Origin of the sequence: Paracidovorax oryzae ATCC 19882 (genome assembly GCF_000687165.1) — a bacterium.
GTDB lineage: Bacteria > Pseudomonadota > Gammaproteobacteria > Burkholderiales > Burkholderiaceae_C > Paracidovorax > Paracidovorax oryzae.
The window spans coordinates 44092-63233 of the sequence record NZ_JMKU01000021.1 but is presented as its reverse complement, the minus strand read 5'-3'; the positions used below and the strand labels follow the sequence as shown (position 1 = coordinate 63233).

Here is a 19142-nt window from a genome sequence, read left to right as displayed (position 1 = left end):
TCCGCCCGCCGACTGAGCCGCAAGACGTTTTCTCAAAGACAGCGCTCAGGATCCAGCGCGGCCTTGCCGCATTCCCGGCCGCTTCCTTTGAAAAACCGTTTTTCAACTTCAGGAAGCCCGCGATGAACGCACCCACCATGCAAGGCCTCGACCTCCAGGCCCCCGCATACGTCAAGAACGCCCGCCTGCTGGCCTGGGTGGCCGACATGGCCGCCCTGTGCAAGCCCGCCAGGATCCACTGGTGCGACGGCTCGCAGGAAGAGTACGACCGCCTCTGCCAGCAGCTGGTGGACGCCGGCACCTTCAAGAAGCTCAACCCCGCCAAGCGCCCGGGCAGCTACCTGGCCTGGTCCGACCCGTCGGACGTGGCCCGCGTGGAAGACCGCACCTACATCTGCTGCGACAAGAAGGAAGACGCCGGCCCGACCAACAACTGGATGGCCCCGGCCGAGATGCGCGCCACGCTGCAGCCCCTGTTCGACGGCTGCATGAAGGGCCGCACGATGTATGTCGTGCCCTTCAGCATGGGCCCGCTGGGCTCGCCCATCGCCCACATCGGCATCGAGCTCTCCGACAGCCCCTACGTGGCCGTCAATATGAAGATCATGACCCGCATGGGCAAGGCGGTGTACGACGTGCTCGGCGTGGAAGGCGAGTTCGTGCCCTGCGTGCATACCGTGGGTGCGCCGCTGGCCACCGGCCAGCAGGACGTGTCCTGGCCCTGCAACAAGACCAAGTACATCGTCCACTACCCCGAGACGCGCGAGATCTGGTCGTACGGCTCGGGCTACGGCGGCAACGCGCTGCTGGGCAAGAAGTGCTTCGCGCTGCGCATCGCCTCCACCATGGGCCGCGACCAGGGCTGGCTGGCCGAGCACATGCTGATCCTGGGTGTGAGCAACCCCGAGGGCAAGAAGTACCACGTGGCCGCGGCCTTCCCCAGCGCCTGCGGCAAGACCAACTTCTCCATGCTGGTGCCGCCGAAGGCCTTCGAAGGCTGGAAGGTCACCACCATCGGCGACGACATCGCCTGGATCAAGCCCCAGGCCGACGGCTCGCTGCGCGCCATCAACCCCGAGGCCGGCTACTTCGGCGTGGCTCCTGGTACCAACTACCACACCAACCCCAACTGCATGGCCAGCCTCGACAAGGACGTGATCTTCACGAACGTCGCGCTGACCGATGACGGCGACGTGTGGTGGGAAGGCATGGAAAAGGACACCGGCAAGCTGCCCGACCATCTGATCGACTGGCAAGGCAAGGACTGGACGCCCCAGATCGCCAAGGAAACCGGTGCCAAGGCCGCCCACCCCAACGCCCGCTTCACCGTGGCCGCCACCAACAACCCGGCCCTGGACCCGGCCTGGGACGATCCCAAGGGCGTGAAGATCGACGCCTTCATCTTCGGCGGCCGCCGCTCCACCACCGTGCCGCTGGTGACCGAAGCCCGCAACTGGACCGAGGGCGTCTACATGGCCGCCACCATGGGTTCCGAGACCACCGCCGCCGCCTTCGGCGCGCAGGGCGTGGTGCGCCGCGACCCGTTCGCCATGCTGCCCTTCATGGGCTACAACATGAGCGACTACTTCCAGCACTGGCTGAACCTGGGCGAGAAGCTGGCCGCCTCGGGCGCCACGCTGCCGCGCATCTACACCACCAACTGGTTCCGCAAGGATGCCGACGGCAAGTTCGTCTGGCCCGGCTACGGCGACAACATGCGCGTGCTCAAGTGGATGATCGACCGCATCGAGAACAAGGCGGCCGGCCAGGACACGCCCTTCGGCACCGCCCCGCAGTACGCCGAGATCAACTGGACGGGCCTGGACTTCTCCGCCGAGCAGTTCCAGACCGTGACCAGCATCGACCGCGCGGCCTGGGCCGACGAGCTGAAGCTGCACACCGCGCACTTCGACCAGCTGGCCTACCACCTGCCGGCGCAGATGCTGGACACCAAGGCCGCCCTGGAAAAGCGCCTGGGCGCCTGAGTCCCCCTTCCGCAGACCCGAAAGCCGCACGCCCTGCGCGGGCGGCTTCCGGCCAGCCCCGCACCACGCCTGTGGCCGGGGCTTTTTCACGCCTCAGCCCATGTAAAACAACGGCATTGAGCTATATCTTCAATAGCAAATCGGCTCCGACGCCCTCTGCGGCCGCCCCGTCAGCCCAGCGGCCCGCGCGAGCGCGCCGCCTCCTCCAGCAGCCAGGCGCGAAAGGCCGCGAAAGCAGGCAGGTGCATGCGGTCGGGCCGGTAGCAGAGGTAGTGCCCCTGCTCGACCACCACCGGGTCGCCGCAGGCCACGCGCAGGGAGCCTTCGGCCAGCTCGTCCTCCACCAGGATGCGGGGCACCAGGGCCAGGCCCAGGCCGCTGCGCGCCGCCTGGATCAGCGCCGAGTACTGGGCGAAGCGCGGCCCGGCCGCCACCCAGCTGGCCGCCACGCCGTGCTGGCCCGCCCAGCGCGGCCAGGCGGCGGTGGCCTCCTCGTGATGCAGCAGGGTGTGGCCCAGCAGATCGGCGGGCGCATGGATGCGGTGCGGGCCTTCGAGCAGCGCGGGTGACGCGACGGGCACGAATTCGCGGCCCGCGATGTATTCGGCCACCACGCCGGGCAGTTCGGCCGGGCTGTAGCGGATGGCGGCATCCACCTGGAGCGGCAGGTTCTCGGTGGGCGCAAGATGCCGGCTGAAGCCCAGCGTGACCTGCGGATGGCGGCGGCTGAAGGCCGGCAGGCGCGGAATCAGCCAGCGCGTGAGGAAGGTGGGCACGCTGGCCAGCGTGACCACGCCCGCATCGCCGCCACCCGCCCGCGCTTCGTAGCTCGCGGCCTCCAGCGCGCGCAGCGGGCCGGCGATCTTCTGCCAGTAGGCCCGGCCCTGGGGCGTGAGCTGCACGCCCCGCCCCTGCTTGCGCAGCAGCGGCTGGCCCAGGAAAGCCTCCAGCCCCGCGATCTGCTTGCTGACGGCGCTCACGGTGAGGCACAGCGCCTCGGCGGCGCGGGTCAGGCCTTCGTGCCGGGCGACGGCATCGAGGGCCAGCAGTTCCTGGATGGTGGGGCAATCGCGCTTCATGCAGGCGCATGATACTTTCCAAAAGCTCAAGCTTTGTCACGCAAGCTTCACGCAAGCCCCTGTCGCGATTTCTAGAATTCCGGCACATCCTTCGCCGTTTCGTCGCCTCCGGAAAGTATCCGGACTGTTCCGCGGCCTCCCTCCCTTGTTCGAAAGCAGCGCCCTTGGTTCGCGGCATCACCCTTCTCTACGGCCTCTACCTGCTGCTGCCCATGGGCCTGCTGGTGCTGGGCAGCTTCGGCCAGAGCTGGACCAACACCCTGCTGCCCACGGGCCTCACCGGCCGCTGGTATGCCGAGCTGTGGCAGGACCCGTCCTTCCGCAAGGCCTTCGGCAGCAGCCTCGTGGTGGCGCTTTCGGCCTGCGCCATCGACGCGCTGCTGGCGCTGCCGCTGGCCTATGCGCTCTACCACGGCGCGCGCCGTGGCGGCGGCATGGCGGCGCGGCTGGTGTCGGCCATGCCGGTGGCAGTGCCGGCCATCACGCTGGGCTTCGGCTACCTGCTGGTCTTCAACACCGACACCCTGCCCTGGCTGGGCAGCACTCCGCTGCTGGTGGCGGCCCACGCCATCGCCACCCTGCCCTATCTCACTCACACCCTGCTGACCGACCTGCGCCACCTGGGCCTGGAACGGCTGGAGCAGGCCGCCGCCACGCTGGGCGCCGGCGAATGGCAGCGCTTCACGGGCATCGTGCTGCCCAGCCTGCGGCAGAGCCTGCTGTCGGGCCTGGTGATGGTGGCGGCGCTCTCGATCGGCGAATTCAACCTCTCCAACCTGCTGGCGGGCTTCCAGAACCGCACCTATCCGGTGGTGCTGCTGCAGGCCTTCTACGGCGCCACGGGCTTCGCCTGCGCCGCCACCGTGGTGCTGCTGCTGCTCGCCGGCATCGCAGCGCTGCTGTCTTCCACCGTCTTCCGCAAGCCGTCCCCATGAGCCTCGTTTTCGATCAGGTCAGCTACCGCTATCCCGGCACCACGCAGGGCCTGCACGCGGTGTCCTTCGATGTGGCGGCCGGCGAGCTGGTGGCCGTCATCGGGCCCAGCGGCTCGGGCAAGTCCACGCTGCTCAAGCTGGTGGCGGGGCTGGAGACGGGGCACGAAGGCCGCATCGTGCTGGGCGGACAGGACATGGCGGGCACGCCGGTCCACCAGCGCGGCATCGGCATGGTGTTCCAGAGCTACGCCCTCTTCCCCCACCTGAGCGTGCTGGACAACGTGGCCTACGGCCTCACGCTGCGCAAGGTGGCTGCCGCCGAGCGCCGCCGCCGCGCCCTGGAGCTGCTGGAAGTGGTGGGCCTGGCCAGCCACGCGCAGCGCGCCGTCACCCAGCTATCGGGCGGGCAGCAGCAGCGCGTGGCGCTGGCCCGGGCCCTGGCCATCGACCCGCGCGCGCTGCTGCTCGACGAACCCCTGTCCGCGCTGGACGCCAGCGTGCGCGGGCATCTGCGCGACCAGATCCGCAGCCTGCAGCAACGCTTCGGCGCCACCACGCTGCTGGTCACGCACGACCAGGAAGAGGCCCTGGCCATGGCCGACCGCGTGGCCGTGCTGAAGGACGGCCGCCTGCTGCAGATGGCCACGCCGCGCGTGCTGTACGAGCGCCCCGCCTGCCGCGCGGTGGCGGAGTTCGTGGGCCTGTCCACGCTGCTGCCCGCCCGCGTGAGCGCCGAAGGCCGGGTGGACACGGGCTTCGCCGAACTGGCCGTCGCCACCGCCGGCCGCGCCCTGGGCCAGACCGTGCAGGTGCTGGTGCGCCCCGAGCACGTGCAGGCCGACCCGCCCGCGGGTACGCCCAACCGCCTGGCCGGCCGGGCCGGCGCCGAACGCTATCTGGGCGCGGTCACCCGCTACGACTTCGCCGTGGCCGGCGCGCCCCACCCCCTGCTGTGCGAAGGCGCCAGGCCGGCGCGTGAGGCCGTGGCCATCGCGCCGGAACACCTGCAGCTGCTGGACGCCTGAGCGCCCTTCGTGCCGTCACCCCCCGTCTTTTCCCTTCATCCCGGAGCTTTCCCCATGCAACGCAGACATCTCCTCCAGGCCGCCGGCGCCCTGCCCCTGGCCTCCCTGCTCACCACCCGCGCCGCCTTCGCCTTCGAAGGCGCCGAGCTCTATGCCGGCGAGCGCGCCCTGTACGACGAGGCGAAGAAGGAAGGCCTGTGCGTCTCCTTCGATACCGGCCCCGAATGGGCCAACTGGAAGTCGCTGTTCCGCGACTTCAAGAAGCGCTATCCCGAGATCGAGCTGACCTACAACGACCTGGGCTCGGCCGCCACGGTGGTCGCGCTGGAGAAGATGCGCCGCCGCCCGCAGGCCGACACGGCCTACTACTTCGCCGCATCGGCCGTCGATGCGGTGAAGAAGGACGTGGTCGCGCCCTTCAAGCCCCTGCATTTCGACAAGCTGCCCGAGGTCTTCCGCGACGCCGAAGGCCGCTGGTTCACCATCCACACGCTGAACATCGCCTTCCTGGTCAACAAAAAGCTGGTCAAGAACGTGCCCGCCGGCTGGGCCGACCTGCTCAAGCCCGAATACAAGGGCGCCGTCACCTATCTGGACCCGCGCAGCACCGGCGTGGGCCAGGTGATGGCCTTCGCCGCCGCCTATGCCAACGGTGGCAGCGTGGACGACGTCAAGCCCGGCATCGACTACCTGGGACGCCTGCATGCGGCCGGCAACGTGCAGCGCGTGGAAGGCACCACGCCCTATGCCAAGTTCCTCAAGGGCGAGATTCCCGTCTGGATCGGCTACGAGAACGACGGCCTGAAAGCCAAGTACAGCGACGGCATGGGCGACGACTGCGCCGTGGTCATCCCCAAGGAAGCCAGCGTGGCCGCGCCCTACGCCATCAGCCTGGTCAAGAACGGCCCCAACCCCAACGCCGGCAAGCTGTGGCTCAACTTCATCATGAGCACCGCCGGCCAGCAGCTCTTCGCCCAGGGCTTCGTGCGCCCGGCCGTGCCCGGCACGCCGCTGCCCGCCGACATCGCCGCCAAGATGCCCGCCGCGCCGCAGATCCGCCCGCTGGACGTGGTCAAGGCCGCCGCCCGCAAGGCCGAGGTGGACCAGCTCTGGGCCCAGGTCGCGCTCGGCGCCAAGTAAGCCCTCCATGATCCGCCGCTTCGGCGCCTGGCCCGCCTGGGCCTTCATGGCGCTCTTCTTCGCGCTGCCGCTGGCTGCGCTGCTGCCCGAGGCCTTCGCCGAACGCGGCAGCGCCTTCGGCCGGCTCTTCGCCAACCCGCTGCTGCCTGCCGCGCTGCGCAACACGCTGGCGCTGGGCCTCACGGCCGGCGGCGTATCGGCCCTGGTGGGCACGGCCGTGGCCATCGAGCTGGCCCGCCAGCCGGACGCGCGCCGGCGCTGGATGGTGGCCCTGCTGGGCCTGCCGCTGGCCTTCTCGGGCCTGGTGATCGCCTACGGCTTCATCCTGGCCTTCGGCCGCGCCGGCTTCGTCACCCAGCTGCTGGCCCGCCTGGGCGCCGACCCGGCGCAGGTGGGCGGCTGGATCTACGGTGCGGGCGGACTGGGCCTGGCCTACGCCTATTACCTGGTGCCGCGGGTGGCGCTGTCGCTCTACCCCGTGTTCGCCAACCTCGACCTACGCCCCATGCTGGCCGCGCGCACCCTGGGCGCCACGCGCTGGCGCGCCTTCAACGACACGGTGCTGGCCGAGGTCGCGCCCTCGGTGCTGTCCAACGCCTGCCTGGTGGCGGCCATCGCCATGGGCACCTACGGCACGGCGCTGGCGCTGGCCGGCACCCAGCTCAACATCCTGCCGCTGATGCTCTACGCCCAGGTGGGCGACGGCGGATCGGACTTCGGCGTGGCGGCGGCCCTGTCGCTGCTGCTGATGGCGCTGTGCGTCATCGTCATGGGCGCAGGCGACGTGCTGGCCCGCCTGCGCGAACGGAATACGACACATGCACGCACGACGCACTGATACCGATACCGCCTTCCACGGCACCGCCGAGACCTTGCCCCCCGCCGTGCGCGCGGCCCTGCAGCAGCTGGCCGAACGCCAGCGCGGCCCGGAACGCCACCGGCGCCCGGTGGGCATCATCGGCCCCGGCGACGGCGGCGAGCGCGAATGCAGCGCCGCGCGCCAGGTGGCCCGGGCGCTGGCCGGGGCGGGCATGGCCATCGTCTGCGGCGGGCGCGGCGGGGTGATGGCGGCCGCATCGCAGGGCACGGCCGAGGCCGGGGGCCTGGCCATCGGCATCCTGCCCGAGGAGGACGAGCGCAACGCCAACCCCTGGCTGGGCGTGGCCCTGCCCACCGGCATGGGGGAGATGCGCAACGCACTCATCGCCCGCAGCGCCCTGTGCCTGGTGGCCATCGGCGGCAACATGGGCACGCTCTCGGAAATGGCGCTGGGCCTGAAATGGAACACGCCCGTCTTCGTGATGCACGGCGACGTGGCCCTGCCGGGCGCCGTGCCGGTGGACGATGTGGCGGACATGCTGGCCCGTGTGGCGGCATGCCTGCTGGAATGAAGCGCCGGCGCGGCCGGGCACGAGTGCACGCCCGCGTGTCGCACGCCCACGAAAAAGGGCACCTCGCGGTGCCCTGAAAAAGATGCCGGGTCGTGGCCCCGGCCGGTCCGGGCGATGGCCCGGAACCTGATCAATAGTAGCGGCGGATGTTGTCCACTGCGATACCGTTCATGGCGCGGCTCAGATCGGCCATGATGCGGGCATCGTGCAGGGCGGCATTCCAGGTCTTTTCGTCTTCGGCTTCACGGCGGCGGGCTTCCTTCCAGGCGTGGAAGCCGGCGCGCAGCATGGAAGCAGCGCGACGAACGGGGCCGGCCAGCAGGGCCAGGGCGGCGAAGGCGATCAGCCAGAGCACCATCCAGGCGGTGAGGGTGTGGCCCTCGCTCCAGGTGTCGATGATCTGGTTGGCCACCACCAGCACGGCAGCCACGACGGCGGCCAGGAGCAGCGAGGAGGCGCCGCGTGCGCCTTCGAAGGCGCTCTTCAGCGTGGCGGCAGCCTGTTCGGCGCGTGCCACGCCAGGATGTTCGGTACGGTAGTCGATGTGTACAAAGTTCGTCATGATGCAGACCCTCTCAAACGCTTGTGGCGAAGTTGCCGGGCGAATGCAGGTATCTTAGGGTTTACCCCAGGGTTGTTCCACTTTATATTTTGAATCCCAGACATTCACACCGATGATGGTTCAGGCATGCAGCCCGTCAATTTCCGCTCGCTCGACCTGAACCTCCTGCGCGTCTTCGACGAGGTCATGGCCGAGCGCAATCTCACCCGCGCCGCCGCCAAGCTCGCGCTCACGCAGCCCGCGGTGAGCAATGCCCTGCGCCGCCTGCGCGAAGTGATGGGCGACGATCTCGTGGTGCGCAGCGGCCAGGGGGTGGAGCCCACGCCCCGGGCCCTGGCCCTCTGGCCCCCGGTGCGGCAGGCGCTGGCCCAGCTGCAGCAGTCGCTCGCCCCCGGTGCGTTCGATCCGGGCTCGGCCAATTCCACCTTCGTGCTCGCCATGGCCGACGCCACGGGCGCCACGCTGATCCCCCCGCTGGTGGAGATCGTGGAGCGCGAGGCCCCCGGCGTGTCGCTGCGGGTGGTGCCGCTGACCACGCGCGACCCGCGCGGCCTGCTGGACGACGAATCCACCGACATGGCCGTGGGCTACTTTCCCGCCGTGATGGCCGACCTCACGGCGCGGGCGCAGACCGACAGCGTCATCGCCTACGACAGCCTGCGGCTCTACGACGGCGAATATGTCTGCGTGATGCGCCAGGACCATCCCCTGGCCCGCGAACCGCTCACGCTGGACCAGTACTGCGCGGCCCGCCATCTGCTGGTGAGCTTTTCCGGCAAGCCCTACGGCTTCATCGACGAGGCCCTGACCGCGCTCGGCCGCGAGCGGCGCATCGTGCTCACGGTGAACCAGTTCTTCACCGCCGGCCGGGTGGTCGCGACCACCGACCTGCTCACCGTGCTGCCGCGCCACTTCGTGGGCGTGGCCAGCCTGGGCGGGGAACTCGTCTGGCGCCCGCTGCCCATGCCGCTGCCCACCGTGCACGTCGATGCGCTCTGGCACCGCCGCAAGCGCCACGACGCCGCCCACCTCTGGCTGAGGGATGCCATGGCGCGATCGGCCCGGCACACGGCGGCGTACCCTCCGGCAGCCACGGCAGCGTCCGCACCGGAGAATCCGGGGGCATGAAGATCCAATTGCTGTCCGACCTGCACCTGGAGACCCATCCCGCGTTCCAGCCCAGCCCCGCTCCCGGTGCCGACCTGCTCGTCCTGGCCGGGGACATCGGCTCCTACCAGACCGGCTCCCGCCTCGCGGACGACGACTTCGGCCTGGCGCGCTTCTCCCCGCTGCCCCAGCACGCCGGCTGGCCGGTGCCGGTGCTGTTCGTGCCGGGCAACCATGAATACGACCTGCACGACTTCGACGCGGCGCGGGACCGCCTGCGCGCCACCTGCGACCGGCTGGGCCTGCAATGGCTCGACCGCGAGACCGTGGTGCTGCAGGGCGTGCGCTTCGTGGGCACCACGCTCTGGAGCGACTTCGACGCGCTGGCCCTGGACAAGAGCGACGGGGGCGCCGACATGGCGCGGCTGCTGCGCCACCGGGACAAGGCCTTTCGCGCCGCCAACTTCTACCTGCGCAAGACCGGAGGCACGCGCGGCGGCGAACCCTTCCTGGCCGAGGCGATGCGCGAAGAAGCGCTGCTCTGCCAGGACTGGCTGCGCAGCGCCCTGCAGGCCCCCTTCGACGGAACCACGGTAGCGGTCACCCACTTCGCCCCCAGCCTGCGCAGCGCCGACCCCCGCTATGGGCTGGTGCCCGGCACGGCGGGCTTCTGCAACGCGCTGGACGACCTGCTGCCGCTCGCGCAGGTCTGGATGCACGGCCACCTGCATGCCCCCAGCGACTACACCGCCCAGGGCACCCGCCCGGACGGCAGCGCCTGGGCCTGCCGCGTGGTCGCGAACCCGCTGGGCTATGCCGGCAAGGGCGAGCAGGAGACCTTCCGGCCGCATTTCACCGTGACCGTATGATGGCGCCACGGGGCACCCGCCCCGGCCCGCACGCGCACGGCAGCACAAAGATGACCCAGGTCAAGACAACAGGCACAGGCGCGCTTTAGTCTTTCCACCACCTTTGTGAAGCCATCCCAAGCATGAAAATCCTCCTCGCCGTCGACGGCAGCGCCTACACCAAGAAGATGCTGGCCTACCTCGCCACGCATGACGAACTGCTCGCCGGCGGCACGCACGACGTGACCGCCATCACCGTGCAGTCGCCGCTGCCGCCCCGGGCCCGCGCGGCGCTGGGCAAGGACGTGGTCGAGAAGTACTACGCCGACGAGGCCGAGAAGGTCATCGCCCCCGTCGCCAAGTTCCTCGCCCGCCACGGCATCACCGCCAAGCGCCTCGTGAAGACCGGCCCCGTGGGCGAAACCATCGCCAAGGCCGCCGACAGCGGCAAGTTCGACCTGCTGGTCATGGGCTCCCATGGCCACAGCGCCCTGGGCCAGCTCGTCATGGGCTCGGTCAGCACCCAGGTGCTGGCCAGCAGCCGCGTGCCGGTGTTGCTGGTGCGCTGAAGCAGCAGCTTGCCGTCAGAAGGCCGCGGAGCAGGCCGCGCTCAGGGGGATGTCCTGCTTTTCAATCCGTCGAAGCAGGTCTGCACCGCCCAGTCCACGATCTGTCCATCGGTATAGCCGCCCTGCTCCCGCAGCATGGACAGCAGCGGATCGGCGCTGCGGGCATAGATGGAGTAGAGGATCACCTCGGCCGGCAGCACCCGGCTCAGCAGGCCTTCGCCCTGCGCGGCGGTGATCCACTCCATGACCCGTGCGCTCACGCATTGCAGGGCGCTCTGGTAGGCCGCGCATTCCTTGAGCGGCCGCTGCAGGCCGGAGTTGCGGCTGAGCAGCAGCGGCAGCTCGTCGGTGAGCTGCAGCGACAGCAGCCAGCGCAGCAGCCGCTGGAGGCAGTCGAGCGGAGGAAGGCCCGGTGGCAACCCTTCGAGGAACTCGCTCAGGCGCTCGACCGCGCGCGCCATGGCCGTCGCGCAGAGGTCTTCCTTGCCGGCGAAATGCTTGTAGAGGCTGGCCTTGGCCACACCCACCTCGGCGGCGACCTCGTCGAGCGTCATGGCCTCGAAGCCCTTCTCGCCCAGCAGCCGGCCTGCGGCGGCAACGATGGCCTGGGCGCGGGCCTCGTGCATCTGTGCCCTGAAGGAGCGACGGGGTGGCGGGGAAGGCGTATTCATGCACACATCTTAGGGCCTGCGACACGGACCGATCGCCACGGTCGAGCTGCCGCTCAAGCGGCGGCGAGCGAGCGCGCCGCCGTGGCCATCAGGGCCTCGGTGAGGGAGTCCAGCACCTCGGATTCCAGATTCCAGCAATGCCAGTAGAGCTGGATCGGCAGGGCGTGGCCGGGCGCGAGGTCCACCAGCGCCCCGCTGGCCAGGGCGGGGCGCGCAAGCAGTTCGGGCACGACCCCGGCCCCCCAGCCGGCGATGACCGCGCGCACCTGGCCTTCGGAGCTGGGCACGAAGAGGTGGTGCAGCGCCACGCGCTTGAGGCCGAACGCGCGCATGATGAACTCCGACTGCATGTCGTCCTTGCGGTTGAACGACAGGAACGGCACGTCGCGGAAGTTGTGCGGCGTCAGGCCCTGGGGCAGGTGCCGGGCCGCAAGGCCCGGGGACGCCACCGCCACGTAGCGCATGGCACCCAGCGGCACGACCTTGCAGCCCCGCAGCGCCTGCTTGAGCGTGGTCACGCAGCCCAGCACCTGGCCCGAGCGCAGCCACTCCTGGGTGAAGTCCTGGTCGTCCACGATGATTTCGATGGGCAGGCGCTGGCGCGCCAGGTCGTGCAGGGCATCCAGCGCCCAGGTGGCGATGCTGTCGGCATTGATGGCGATGGCGATGCGCTCGTCCTCGCGGGCGCCGCCCGGCGCGCTGGGAGCGAGCTCCTGCAGGTCGCGCTCCAGGTCGGCGCGCAGCAGGCGCAACTGCTTGGTGTGCTTGAGCAGCAACTGGCCCGCGCTGGTGGGCTTGAGCGGCCGGCTGCGCACGATCAACACGGAGCCCACCTGCGCCTCCAGCGCCCGCAGGCGCTGCGAGACAGCCGACTGGGTGACGTTCAGGCGCTGCGCCGCACGCTCGAAGCCCCCCTCTTCCACGATGGCGGCCAGGCATTCCAGGGCGGCAGGATCGAAGGTGCTCATGGCGGATAGCCTATTAGACGAACTGATGAATTTGGAGGAAGTTTAATTCCTCTTCAAAAAAAACAGGCTCCGCAGCACACTGCGGAGCCATGAAAACCATCGTTCTCGGAGCCGGCATCATCGGCATCAGCACCGCGTGGCACCTGCTCGAGCGCGGCCATGAAGTCATCATCGTCGATCGCCAGCCCGATGCGTCGCTGGAGACCAGCTACGCCAATGCGGCGCAGATCTCGGTGAGCTATTGCGAGCCCTGGGCGAACCGCGAGGCGCCCTGGAAGGCGCTCAAGTGGATGTTCGACAAGGAGGCCCCGCTGCTGTTCCGCCCCCAGCTGGACTGGGAGCAGTGGCGCTGGAGCCTGAAGTTCCTCGCGCAGTGCAATGACGCCGCCTTTGCCCGCAACGTGCAGCAGATCGTGGCACTGGGGGCCTACAGCCACGCCGCGCTCAAGGACCTGGTGCGTTCCACCGGCATCGAGTACCACCGGCTCGAGCGCGGCATCGCCCACTTCTACACCGATCAGAAATCCTTCGATGCGGCCGGCAAGGCCGTGGACCTGATGCGCCAGTACGGCGTGCAGCGCCGCCTCGTGAGCCGCGACGAACTGCTGCAGATCGAGCCGGCGTTCCGCGCCTATGGCGACCGCATCACCGGCGGCACCTACACCAGCACCGACGAGAGCGGCGACGCCCGGGTGTTCACGCAGGCGCTGGCCCGCCGCTGCGCGGAGCGGGGTGCGCAATTCCTCTTCGGGCACGACGTGCTGCGGCTGCAGCGCACGGGCGACGCCATCGACGCCGTCACGGTGCGCTCCCGCGAGCCCGGCTCGGCCGCGCAGGAACTGCGCGCCGATGCGTTCGTGGTGGCCTGCGGCTCCTATACGGCGCCGCTGCTGCGCACGGTGGGCGTGGACCTGCCCATCTACCCCGGCAAGGGCTACAGCGCCACCTTCCCGCTGCTCAAGCCCGAGGGCGCGCCGATGGTTTCCACCATCGACGACGGCAAGAAGATCGCGATGAGCCGCCTGGGCAATTTCCTGCGTGTGGCCGGCACGATCGAGCTGGGGGGCTATGACCTCTCCCTGGACAGTCCCGTGGCCCGCGCACGCTGCCACATGCTCTCGCGCCGCATCGCCGAGATCCTGCCCGGCGTGTGCGACACGCGCACGCCCGAGGAAGGCGGCAATCCGCAGTACTGGACCGGGCTGCGCCCTGCCACGCCGACCAACATCCCGTTCATCGGCCGCACGCGCGTGGGCAAGCTCTGGGTGAACGCAGGCCACGGCACGCTGGGCTGGACGCACGGCGCGGGCTCGGGCAAAGCGATGGCCGAGCTGCTGAGCGGCGAGCGGCCCGCGATGGATTTCGGCTTCCTCGGCTTCGGCACGCAGGACCGCCAGGCGAGCGCCACCCCGGTCGCCGCCTGACACAGGCAACCCCCGGCCCGGCTGGCGGGCGTGCAGCGCTACCATCTCGCGCATGCCGTCCTCCTCCCATCTTCTCTTCCTGAACGCCTCCACCCGCGAGCCGGGCCATGTCGGCAACACCGAATGGCTGGCCCGGCAGGCCGAGGCCGCGCTGCCAGCAGACACCGCCGTGAACTGGCTGCACCTCGCCCGCCTCGATCTTCCGCCGTTCGTGGACCTGCGCCACACCACCGGCACCTACCCCGCGCCCGAAGGCGATCTGCGCACGCTGCTGGACGCCACGCTCGCGGCCTCCGAAATCGTGTTCGTGTCGCCCGTGTACTGGTTCAGCATTCCTTCGACGCTCAAGACCTACCTGGACCACTGGAGCGCCTGGATGCGCGTGCCGGGCCTGGAGTTCAAGGAGCGCATGGCCGGCAAGGCGCTCAGCCTGGTCACGACCAGCGGCGATCGCGCCAAGGCCCAGCCGATGATCGATTCGGTGCAGCTGTGCGCGCAGTTCCTGGGCATGCGCTTCCGGGGCGCGCTCTGGGGCAAGGGCGGGCCGCCGGGCGCGGTGCAGGCGGATGCGGTGGCCGTGCAGGAGGCTGCGGGCTTCCTGGCCGCGCCCCTCTCCTGAGGCCCTACCGCGCCGGAGTGCCGGCGGCCGGCGTATCGGTGGCGGCCAGGTGGGTGTCCATCCACCGCAGCAGGTCCACCCACATCTGGCGCACCTGGCTGTCCTCGGGCATGCGCAGTTCGTGCTGCAGCTCGATGGTGACGACGGGCATGCCCTGGCGCACGCTGCCGTAGTGGCCGAGCGAGCCCGGGAAGATGCCGAGCTGGTCGAGCCGCAGGCGGCCCAGGCGGCTGGGCGGCGGCAGCGGGCCGTCGTAGTCGAGCACGCCATACGGAGCGTGGATGCTCACCACCAGGTCGGGCCGGAAACCTTCCATCTGCTCGTGCAGGAAGCGCGACTCGGGCTCGGACAGAGGCTCGGGCCCCGGCCAGCGGCGCGGATCGCGGCGGGTGCGCTTTTCCCAGTACACCGGGGCATCGCGCTCCCAGTTGGGCGTGGGGAAGTTGCGGTTCAGGTCCACGCCCCGTGCATTCACGCGCGTCGCCGGACGGGCCAGCATGCCGTCGGGGTTGAGCGCCGGAATGAAGCGCCAGTGCACGGACTGCCGCAACGCCGGCTGCGGCTGCGCCGCGAAAGCGATCCAGCGCATGGCCAGCGATGCGGAGGTGGGCTCGTCGCCGTGGATGGCCCCCAGCACCAGTACGCGCAGCGGCTCCGGGCCCGGGGCACCGCCCGCCGCCGGTGCGGGGGGCACGTCGCGCCAGTAGATCGGCAGCCCCTTGCGGGAATGCGCCCCGCTCTCGGACAGGCGCGTGGATTCGCAGAGCGGCCGGTCCACCGTGGGCAGGCGCGGCAGCAGCAGCCTGCAGGCAGCCACCGATTGCGCCGCGCCGGGCGGCGGCAAGGGGACGGGGACCTGGGCGGGCGCCAGGGCACGGGGGGCCATGGCGCCGGACACGGACGCTGCGACGCCATCGCTGCGGGCCGCAGCGGATGCGGCGCCTCTCCGCGGCAGGGCCACGCTGGACGCGCCGGACGCCCTGGGCGCCGCCGGGAAAGCCGCGGTATCCCCCGAACGTTCGGCGGGCGCGCCGAGCACGACCACCGAGTGGTATCCCGCGCCGGCCTCGCCCGTACCCAGGTGGCCCCGGCCAATGGCGACGACCGCATCGGAGGCCGTTCCCGGTCCTGCCTGCCCGCCGGACTGGAAGGCCCGGGAATCCCAGACGGAGGCGCCGAACAGCGCCAGCGCCAGCGCGGCCGCCGGGGGCAGCAGCCAGGGGGACAAGAGGCCTGGTCCCCGCGGGACGGCTGGTGCCCCGGAGGTGCCGTTCGTGCGCGCCGCCATCAGTGGATGGTCCGCGGAGCGGTGGAGCCGAGGAAGTCCAGCAGCGCTCCATCGAAGCCGTCCGGGTCTTCCAGCTGGGGCCAGTGCCCCACGTTCGGCAGGCTCAGGTGACGCGCGTCGGGCAGCACGTGGGCCAGGGCCTGCAGGGCCTCGGCCGGCATGCATCGGTCCTGGGCCCCGCTCACGAGCAGGGTGGGCATGGAGAGGTGGGAGAGGTCCGCGGCATCGCGCGCGAACGCCGGCAGCAGCTCCAGCGCGCGGCGGAAGGCGGAACGATGGACCTGGCCCATGGCATGGCCGGCCAGGCGCGCGCCTTCGGGCAGCGCCCCGGTACCGGTCTGGCGCGGCACCAGCAGCTCGGCCACGCGCTCCATGGCCCGGTCGTCCTCCAGCGCGGCGACGCGGGGTGCCACCCAGGTGTCCAGGCCTTCTCCGTCCAGGGCCGGGCCACCAGCGCACAGCACGAGCCGGCCCACGCGGCGGGGCGCCCGCAAGGCCACCTCGACCGCCACCATGGCACCCAGGCCATGGCCGACGAGGGTGGTGCCGTGCGTGCACTGCAGGGCATCGAGCAGGGCGATGCAGCTCTGCGCCAGCCCCTTGAAGCTGTAGGGCTCGATGGGCGCGCTGCGGCCGTAGCCCGGCATGTCCCATGCCACGGCGCGGTAGCCGGCGCCCGCGAGGGTCTCGACCTGGGGAGCGAAAGTCAGGTGGCCGCCGTCCGCATCGTGCAGCATGAGCACGGTGGGGCCGGCGCCGAGGGTGGTGAAAGTGGGAAGCAGGGCCATGGAAGGGAGGGGCAACGACAACGCGCCCGGTGGGGATTCGCCCCCGGTCGGCGGAGGGGGCGCGGGCACCGGACCATAATAGCCGACCCCTTCCTCCGCCTGGCGCGCGCCGCGCCTTCGCCTTCCGTGACACGTCCCCTGCCCCGGCCCACGCTGGCCACCCCGCCGAGCTTTTCCCCCCGCGAGTTCCGCGATGCGCTCGGCATGTTCGCCACCGGCGTGACCATCGTCACCGCGCAGGATGCCTCCGGCGGCCTGGTGGGCCTCACGGCCAGTTCGTTCAATTCGGTGTCGCTCGCGCCGCCGCTGGTGCTCTGGAGCCTGGCGCGCGCGGCCGGCTCGATGGGCGCGCTGGCCGCCGGCTCGCACTATGCGATCAACGTGCTGGCCGCAGACCAGAAGGCGCTGGCCGAGCGCTTCGCCAGCCGCGGCGTGGACCGCTTCGCGGGCGTGGCCTACACGCCGGGCGTGGCGGGCGCGCCGCTGATCGAGGGCGCGGTGGCCACGTTCGAATGCTTCAACCGCAGCCGCTACGACGAAGGCGACCACGTCATCTTCGTCGGGGAGGTGGAGCGCTGCGCGCATCGCCCAGGCGTGCCGCCGCTGCTCTACCACGGCGGACGCTTCTACACGGAACATCCCCTCTGAGAGGTCCGCGGCCACGGACCGCGGGCCGCGGCCGGCCGCTCAGCGCACGGTGTCCGGCAACTCGATCTTGACTTCGAGCACCTCGAGGTTGTCCTGGCGCTCCAGCTGCACCTTCAGGTCTTCGGGGCTGATCTTCACGTATTTGGAAATCACGGCGACGAGTTCGCGCTGCAGTGCGGGCAGGTAGTCCGGCTCCGAGGCATTGCGGCCATTGCGCTCGTGCGCGAGGATGATCTGCAGCCGCTCCTTGGCGACACTGGCGGTCTTCTTCTTTTCGCCGAGCAGGAATGAGAGAAAGGATGCCATGCGTTACCTCCCGCCGAAAATGCGCTTGAAGAAGCCGGGCTTCTGCGCGTCGATGAAGCGCAGGGGCTTGTCCTCGCCCAGGAAGCGCGCCACCACGTCCTTGTAGGCCTCGGACACGTCCGTGCCCTGCAGGTGGACGGCGGGCGTGCCCTGGTTGGACGCCTGCAGAACGCTTTCGGACTCGGGCACGACGCCGATGAGTTCGATGCGCAGGATGTCCTGGATGTCCTCCAGGCTCAGCATCTGCCCGTCCTGCACGCGGCCGGGGTTGTAGCGCGTGATGAGCAGGTGCTCCTTCACGGGCTCCTTGCCCTCGATGGCGCGCTTCGTCTTGCTGCCCAGCATGCCCAGGATGCGGTCGGAGTCGCGCACCGAGGAGACTTCGGGGTTGGTCACCAGCAGCGCCTCGTCGGCGAAGTGCATGGCCATGAGCGCGCCGCTCTCGATGCCGGCGGGCGAGTCGCAGACGATGTATTCGAAGTCCATCGCGGCGAGGTCGTTCAGCACCTTCTCGACGCCCTCCTGCGTGAGCGCGTCCTTGTCGCGCGTCTGGCTGGCGGCGAGCACGAACAGGTTCTCGCACTGCTTGTCCTTGATGAGGGCCTGGTTCAGGTTGGCCTCGCCATGGATCACGTTGATGAGGTCGTACACGACGCGGCGCTCGCAGCCCATGATGAGGTCGAGGTTGCGCAGGCCGACGTCGAAGTCGATCACCGCGGTCTTGTGGCCGCGCAGCGCGAGGCCCGATGCGAAGCTGGCGCTGGTGGTGGTCTTTCCCACGCCTCCCTTGCCGGAGGTCACGACGACGATTTTGGCCATTTCTGCAAATTCCTTGGGACGTTGGTCTGGTGTTCTGGGTCAGGCGAGCGGCTCGATGATCAGCTTCTCGCCGTCGAGCCGCACCTGCGCGGGCTTGCCGCGCACGTTGTCGGGCAACTCGGTGTCGGTGGTGCGGTAGATGCCGGCCACCGAGACGAGCTGCGGTTCCAGGCAGGTGCTGAAGATGCGGGCGGAGGTGTCGCCACGCGCACCGGCGATGGCCCGGCCGCGCAGCGGCGCATAGACGTGGATGTTGCCGTCGGCGATGACTTCGGCGCCGAAGCTCACGACGGCCATCACCACGAGGTCGGAGCCGCGCGCATAGACCTGCTGGCCCGAGCGCAGCGGCTTGTCCACCACGACGGTGCCGGGCGCGGGCGCGGGTACTTCGCGCACCACCTCGACCTCGCGCACGACTTCGCGGACGATCTCCTGCGCGGGCGGTTCGGCCACAGCGGGCGGCTGTGCGGCGCGAGCAGGCGGTGCCTCCGGCGCGGCCACGAGCCCGGCGGCGAGCGCGGCCTCCATCTGCGCGGGGCTGCCGCCACGCACGGCCACGGGCTGGGTGCGGTGCTGGCGCAGCAGGGCCACGAGGGCGGGGAAATCGATGGGCGCAGCCTCTTCGCGCACGGCGGCGAGGTCGATCAGCACCGGATCGTTGTCGAAGAAGCCCGGGTCCTCCCCGAGGCGCGCGGCCAGGTCGGCAGCGAACGCGTCGGCGTCGGTGGTCCGCAGCGCCACGGCCACCACGGGCAGCTGGGCGCTCTTGAGGTCAAAGCTGGTGCGGGCCTGGCCCACCGTGTCAACGGCCATGGAAGGAAGGAGTGCGAACGACGCGGCTCAAAGCGGCGGAGTTTACCGTTACCGGGGCCAGTGCAGGTATTGCGCGGGATTCCATGGGTAAACGGGCGCCCCTTCACGCCAGCGCAGAGCGCACCCCGTCAGAAGGCCGCGGAGCAGGCCACGCCAG

Annotated in this window: 21 protein-coding genes; 12 read left to right on the top strand and 9 right to left on the bottom strand. The window is 70.3% G+C overall.

Features of this window, described 5'->3' with window-relative positions; genetic code table 11:
- Positions 1-122 precede the first annotated feature (122 nt).
- On the top strand, positions 123-1985 hold the full coding sequence (locus T336_RS0116695; RefSeq protein WP_026433415.1) for a phosphoenolpyruvate carboxykinase (GTP): 1863 nt from the start codon (positions 123-125) through the stop codon (positions 1983-1985).
- Positions 1986-2155: 170 nt separating this feature from the next.
- On the opposite strand, the gene T336_RS0116690 is transcribed toward T336_RS0116695, so the two are convergent.
- Entirely contained in the window at positions 2156-3064 is a 909-nt protein-coding gene (locus tag T336_RS0116690) for a LysR substrate-binding domain-containing protein (RefSeq protein WP_026433414.1), read from the bottom strand.
- Positions 3065-3276: 212 nt separating this feature from the next.
- Between T336_RS0116690 and T336_RS0116685 the strand changes: the two genes are divergently transcribed.
- Genes T336_RS0116685 through T336_RS0116665 form a run of 5 tightly spaced genes read left to right on the top strand, consistent with a single transcriptional unit; the run spans position 3277 to position 7555 of the window.
- Entirely contained in the window at positions 3277-3999 is a 723-nt protein-coding gene (locus T336_RS0116685; RefSeq protein WP_026433413.1) for an ABC transporter permease, read from the top strand.
- A complete protein-coding gene (locus T336_RS0116680; protein WP_026433412.1) occupies positions 3996-5024 on the top strand; it encodes an ABC transporter ATP-binding protein in 1029 nt (342 codons plus the stop codon). Before T336_RS0116685 ends, T336_RS0116680 begins: the two co-directional genes overlap by 4 nt.
- Positions 5025-5078: 54 nt before the next feature.
- On the top strand, positions 5079-6164 hold the full coding sequence (locus T336_RS0116675; protein WP_026433411.1) for an extracellular solute-binding protein: 1086 nt from the start codon (positions 5079-5081) through the stop codon (positions 6162-6164).
- Between the two features lie 7 nt (positions 6165-6171).
- Positions 6172-7002 (top strand): ABC transporter permease, encoded by an 831-nt coding sequence (locus tag T336_RS0116670; protein WP_209435980.1) that lies wholly within the window; start codon positions 6172-6174, stop codon positions 7000-7002.
- Positions 6983-7555, top strand: a complete 573-nt coding sequence (locus T336_RS0116665) for a TIGR00725 family protein (protein WP_026433409.1) — start codon at positions 6983-6985, stop codon at positions 7553-7555. The genes T336_RS0116670 and T336_RS0116665 overlap by 20 nt, the downstream gene beginning before the upstream one ends.
- Positions 7556-7685: 130 nt before the next feature.
- Here T336_RS0116665 and T336_RS0116660 read toward each other — a convergent pair whose 3' ends face one another.
- Positions 7686-8117 carry a hypothetical protein gene (locus tag T336_RS0116660; protein ID WP_019699823.1) on the bottom strand — a complete coding sequence of 144 codons (432 nt, stop codon included), beginning with the start codon at positions 8115-8117 and terminating at the stop codon, positions 7686-7688.
- A gap of 126 nt (positions 8118-8243) precedes the next feature.
- On the opposite strand from T336_RS0116660, the gene T336_RS0116655 reads away from it, so the two are divergent.
- The 3 genes from T336_RS0116655 to T336_RS0116645 all read left to right on the top strand — a co-directional run bounded on the left by T336_RS0116655 (position 8244) and on the right by T336_RS0116645 (position 10641).
- A complete protein-coding gene (locus T336_RS0116655) occupies positions 8244-9245 on the top strand; it encodes a LysR family transcriptional regulator (RefSeq protein WP_019699822.1) in 1002 nt (333 codons plus the stop codon).
- Complete coding sequence (locus T336_RS0116650; RefSeq protein ID WP_026433408.1) at positions 9242-10093, top strand: metallophosphoesterase; 852 nt, start codon at positions 9242-9244, stop codon at positions 10091-10093. The genes T336_RS0116655 and T336_RS0116650 overlap by 4 nt, the downstream gene beginning before the upstream one ends.
- A 122-nt stretch (positions 10094-10215) precedes the next feature.
- Positions 10216-10641 (top strand): universal stress protein, encoded by a 426-nt coding sequence (locus tag T336_RS0116645; RefSeq protein WP_019699820.1) that lies wholly within the window; start codon positions 10216-10218, stop codon positions 10639-10641.
- Between the two features lie 41 nt (positions 10642-10682).
- Here the strand turns inward: T336_RS0116645 and T336_RS0116640 are convergent, their stop codons facing one another.
- A complete protein-coding gene (locus T336_RS0116640) occupies positions 10683-11267 on the bottom strand; it encodes a TetR/AcrR family transcriptional regulator (protein WP_019699819.1) in 585 nt (194 codons plus the stop codon).
- 98 nt (positions 11268-11365) lie between these two features.
- Entirely contained in the window at positions 11366-12280 is a 915-nt protein-coding gene (locus T336_RS0116635; RefSeq protein ID WP_019700406.1) for a LysR family transcriptional regulator ArgP, read from the bottom strand.
- Positions 12281-12369: 89 nt separating this feature from the next.
- Between T336_RS0116635 and T336_RS0116630 the strand changes: the two genes are divergently transcribed.
- Both T336_RS0116630 and T336_RS0116625 read left to right on the top strand, forming a co-directional pair.
- On the top strand, positions 12370-13704 hold the full coding sequence (locus T336_RS0116630; RefSeq protein ID WP_019700405.1) for a D-amino acid dehydrogenase: 1335 nt from the start codon (positions 12370-12372) through the stop codon (positions 13702-13704).
- Positions 13705-13756: 52 nt separating this feature from the next.
- A complete protein-coding gene (locus T336_RS0116625) occupies positions 13757-14323 on the top strand; it encodes a flavodoxin family protein (protein WP_019700404.1) in 567 nt (188 codons plus the stop codon).
- A gap of 4 nt (positions 14324-14327) precedes the next feature.
- On the opposite strand, the gene T336_RS0116620 is transcribed toward T336_RS0116625, so the two are convergent.
- Positions 14328-15551 (bottom strand): M14 family zinc carboxypeptidase, encoded by a 1224-nt coding sequence (locus tag T336_RS0116620; protein WP_019700403.1) that lies wholly within the window; start codon positions 15549-15551, stop codon positions 14328-14330.
- A gap of 59 nt (positions 15552-15610) precedes the next feature.
- The gene (locus T336_RS0116615) at positions 15611-16399 is read right to left on the bottom strand and encodes an alpha/beta fold hydrolase (protein ID WP_019700402.1); all 789 of its coding nucleotides are present in this window, start codon (positions 16397-16399) and stop codon (positions 15611-15613) included.
- Positions 16400-16525: 126 nt separating this feature from the next.
- Between T336_RS0116615 and T336_RS0116610 the strand changes: the two genes are divergently transcribed.
- Positions 16526-17047, top strand: a complete 522-nt coding sequence (locus T336_RS0116610) for a flavin reductase family protein (protein WP_026433405.1) — start codon at positions 16526-16528, stop codon at positions 17045-17047.
- A gap of 39 nt (positions 17048-17086) precedes the next feature.
- On the opposite strand, the gene minE is transcribed toward T336_RS0116610, so the two are convergent.
- The 3 genes from minE to minC are packed head-to-tail and all read right to left on the bottom strand — an operon-like array spanning position 17087 to position 18985.
- Positions 17087-17353 carry a cell division topological specificity factor MinE gene (minE, locus tag T336_RS0116605; protein ID WP_011793316.1) on the bottom strand — a complete coding sequence of 89 codons (267 nt, stop codon included), beginning with the start codon at positions 17351-17353 and terminating at the stop codon, positions 17087-17089.
- A 3-nt stretch (positions 17354-17356) separates the two neighbouring features.
- Positions 17357-18172 (bottom strand): septum site-determining protein MinD, encoded by an 816-nt coding sequence (minD, locus tag T336_RS0116600; protein ID WP_013592671.1) that lies wholly within the window; start codon positions 18170-18172, stop codon positions 17357-17359.
- Between the two features lie 39 nt (positions 18173-18211).
- A complete protein-coding gene (gene minC, locus T336_RS0116595) occupies positions 18212-18985 on the bottom strand; it encodes a septum site-determining protein MinC (protein WP_026433404.1) in 774 nt (257 codons plus the stop codon).
- Positions 18986-19142: the final 157 nt, after the last annotated feature.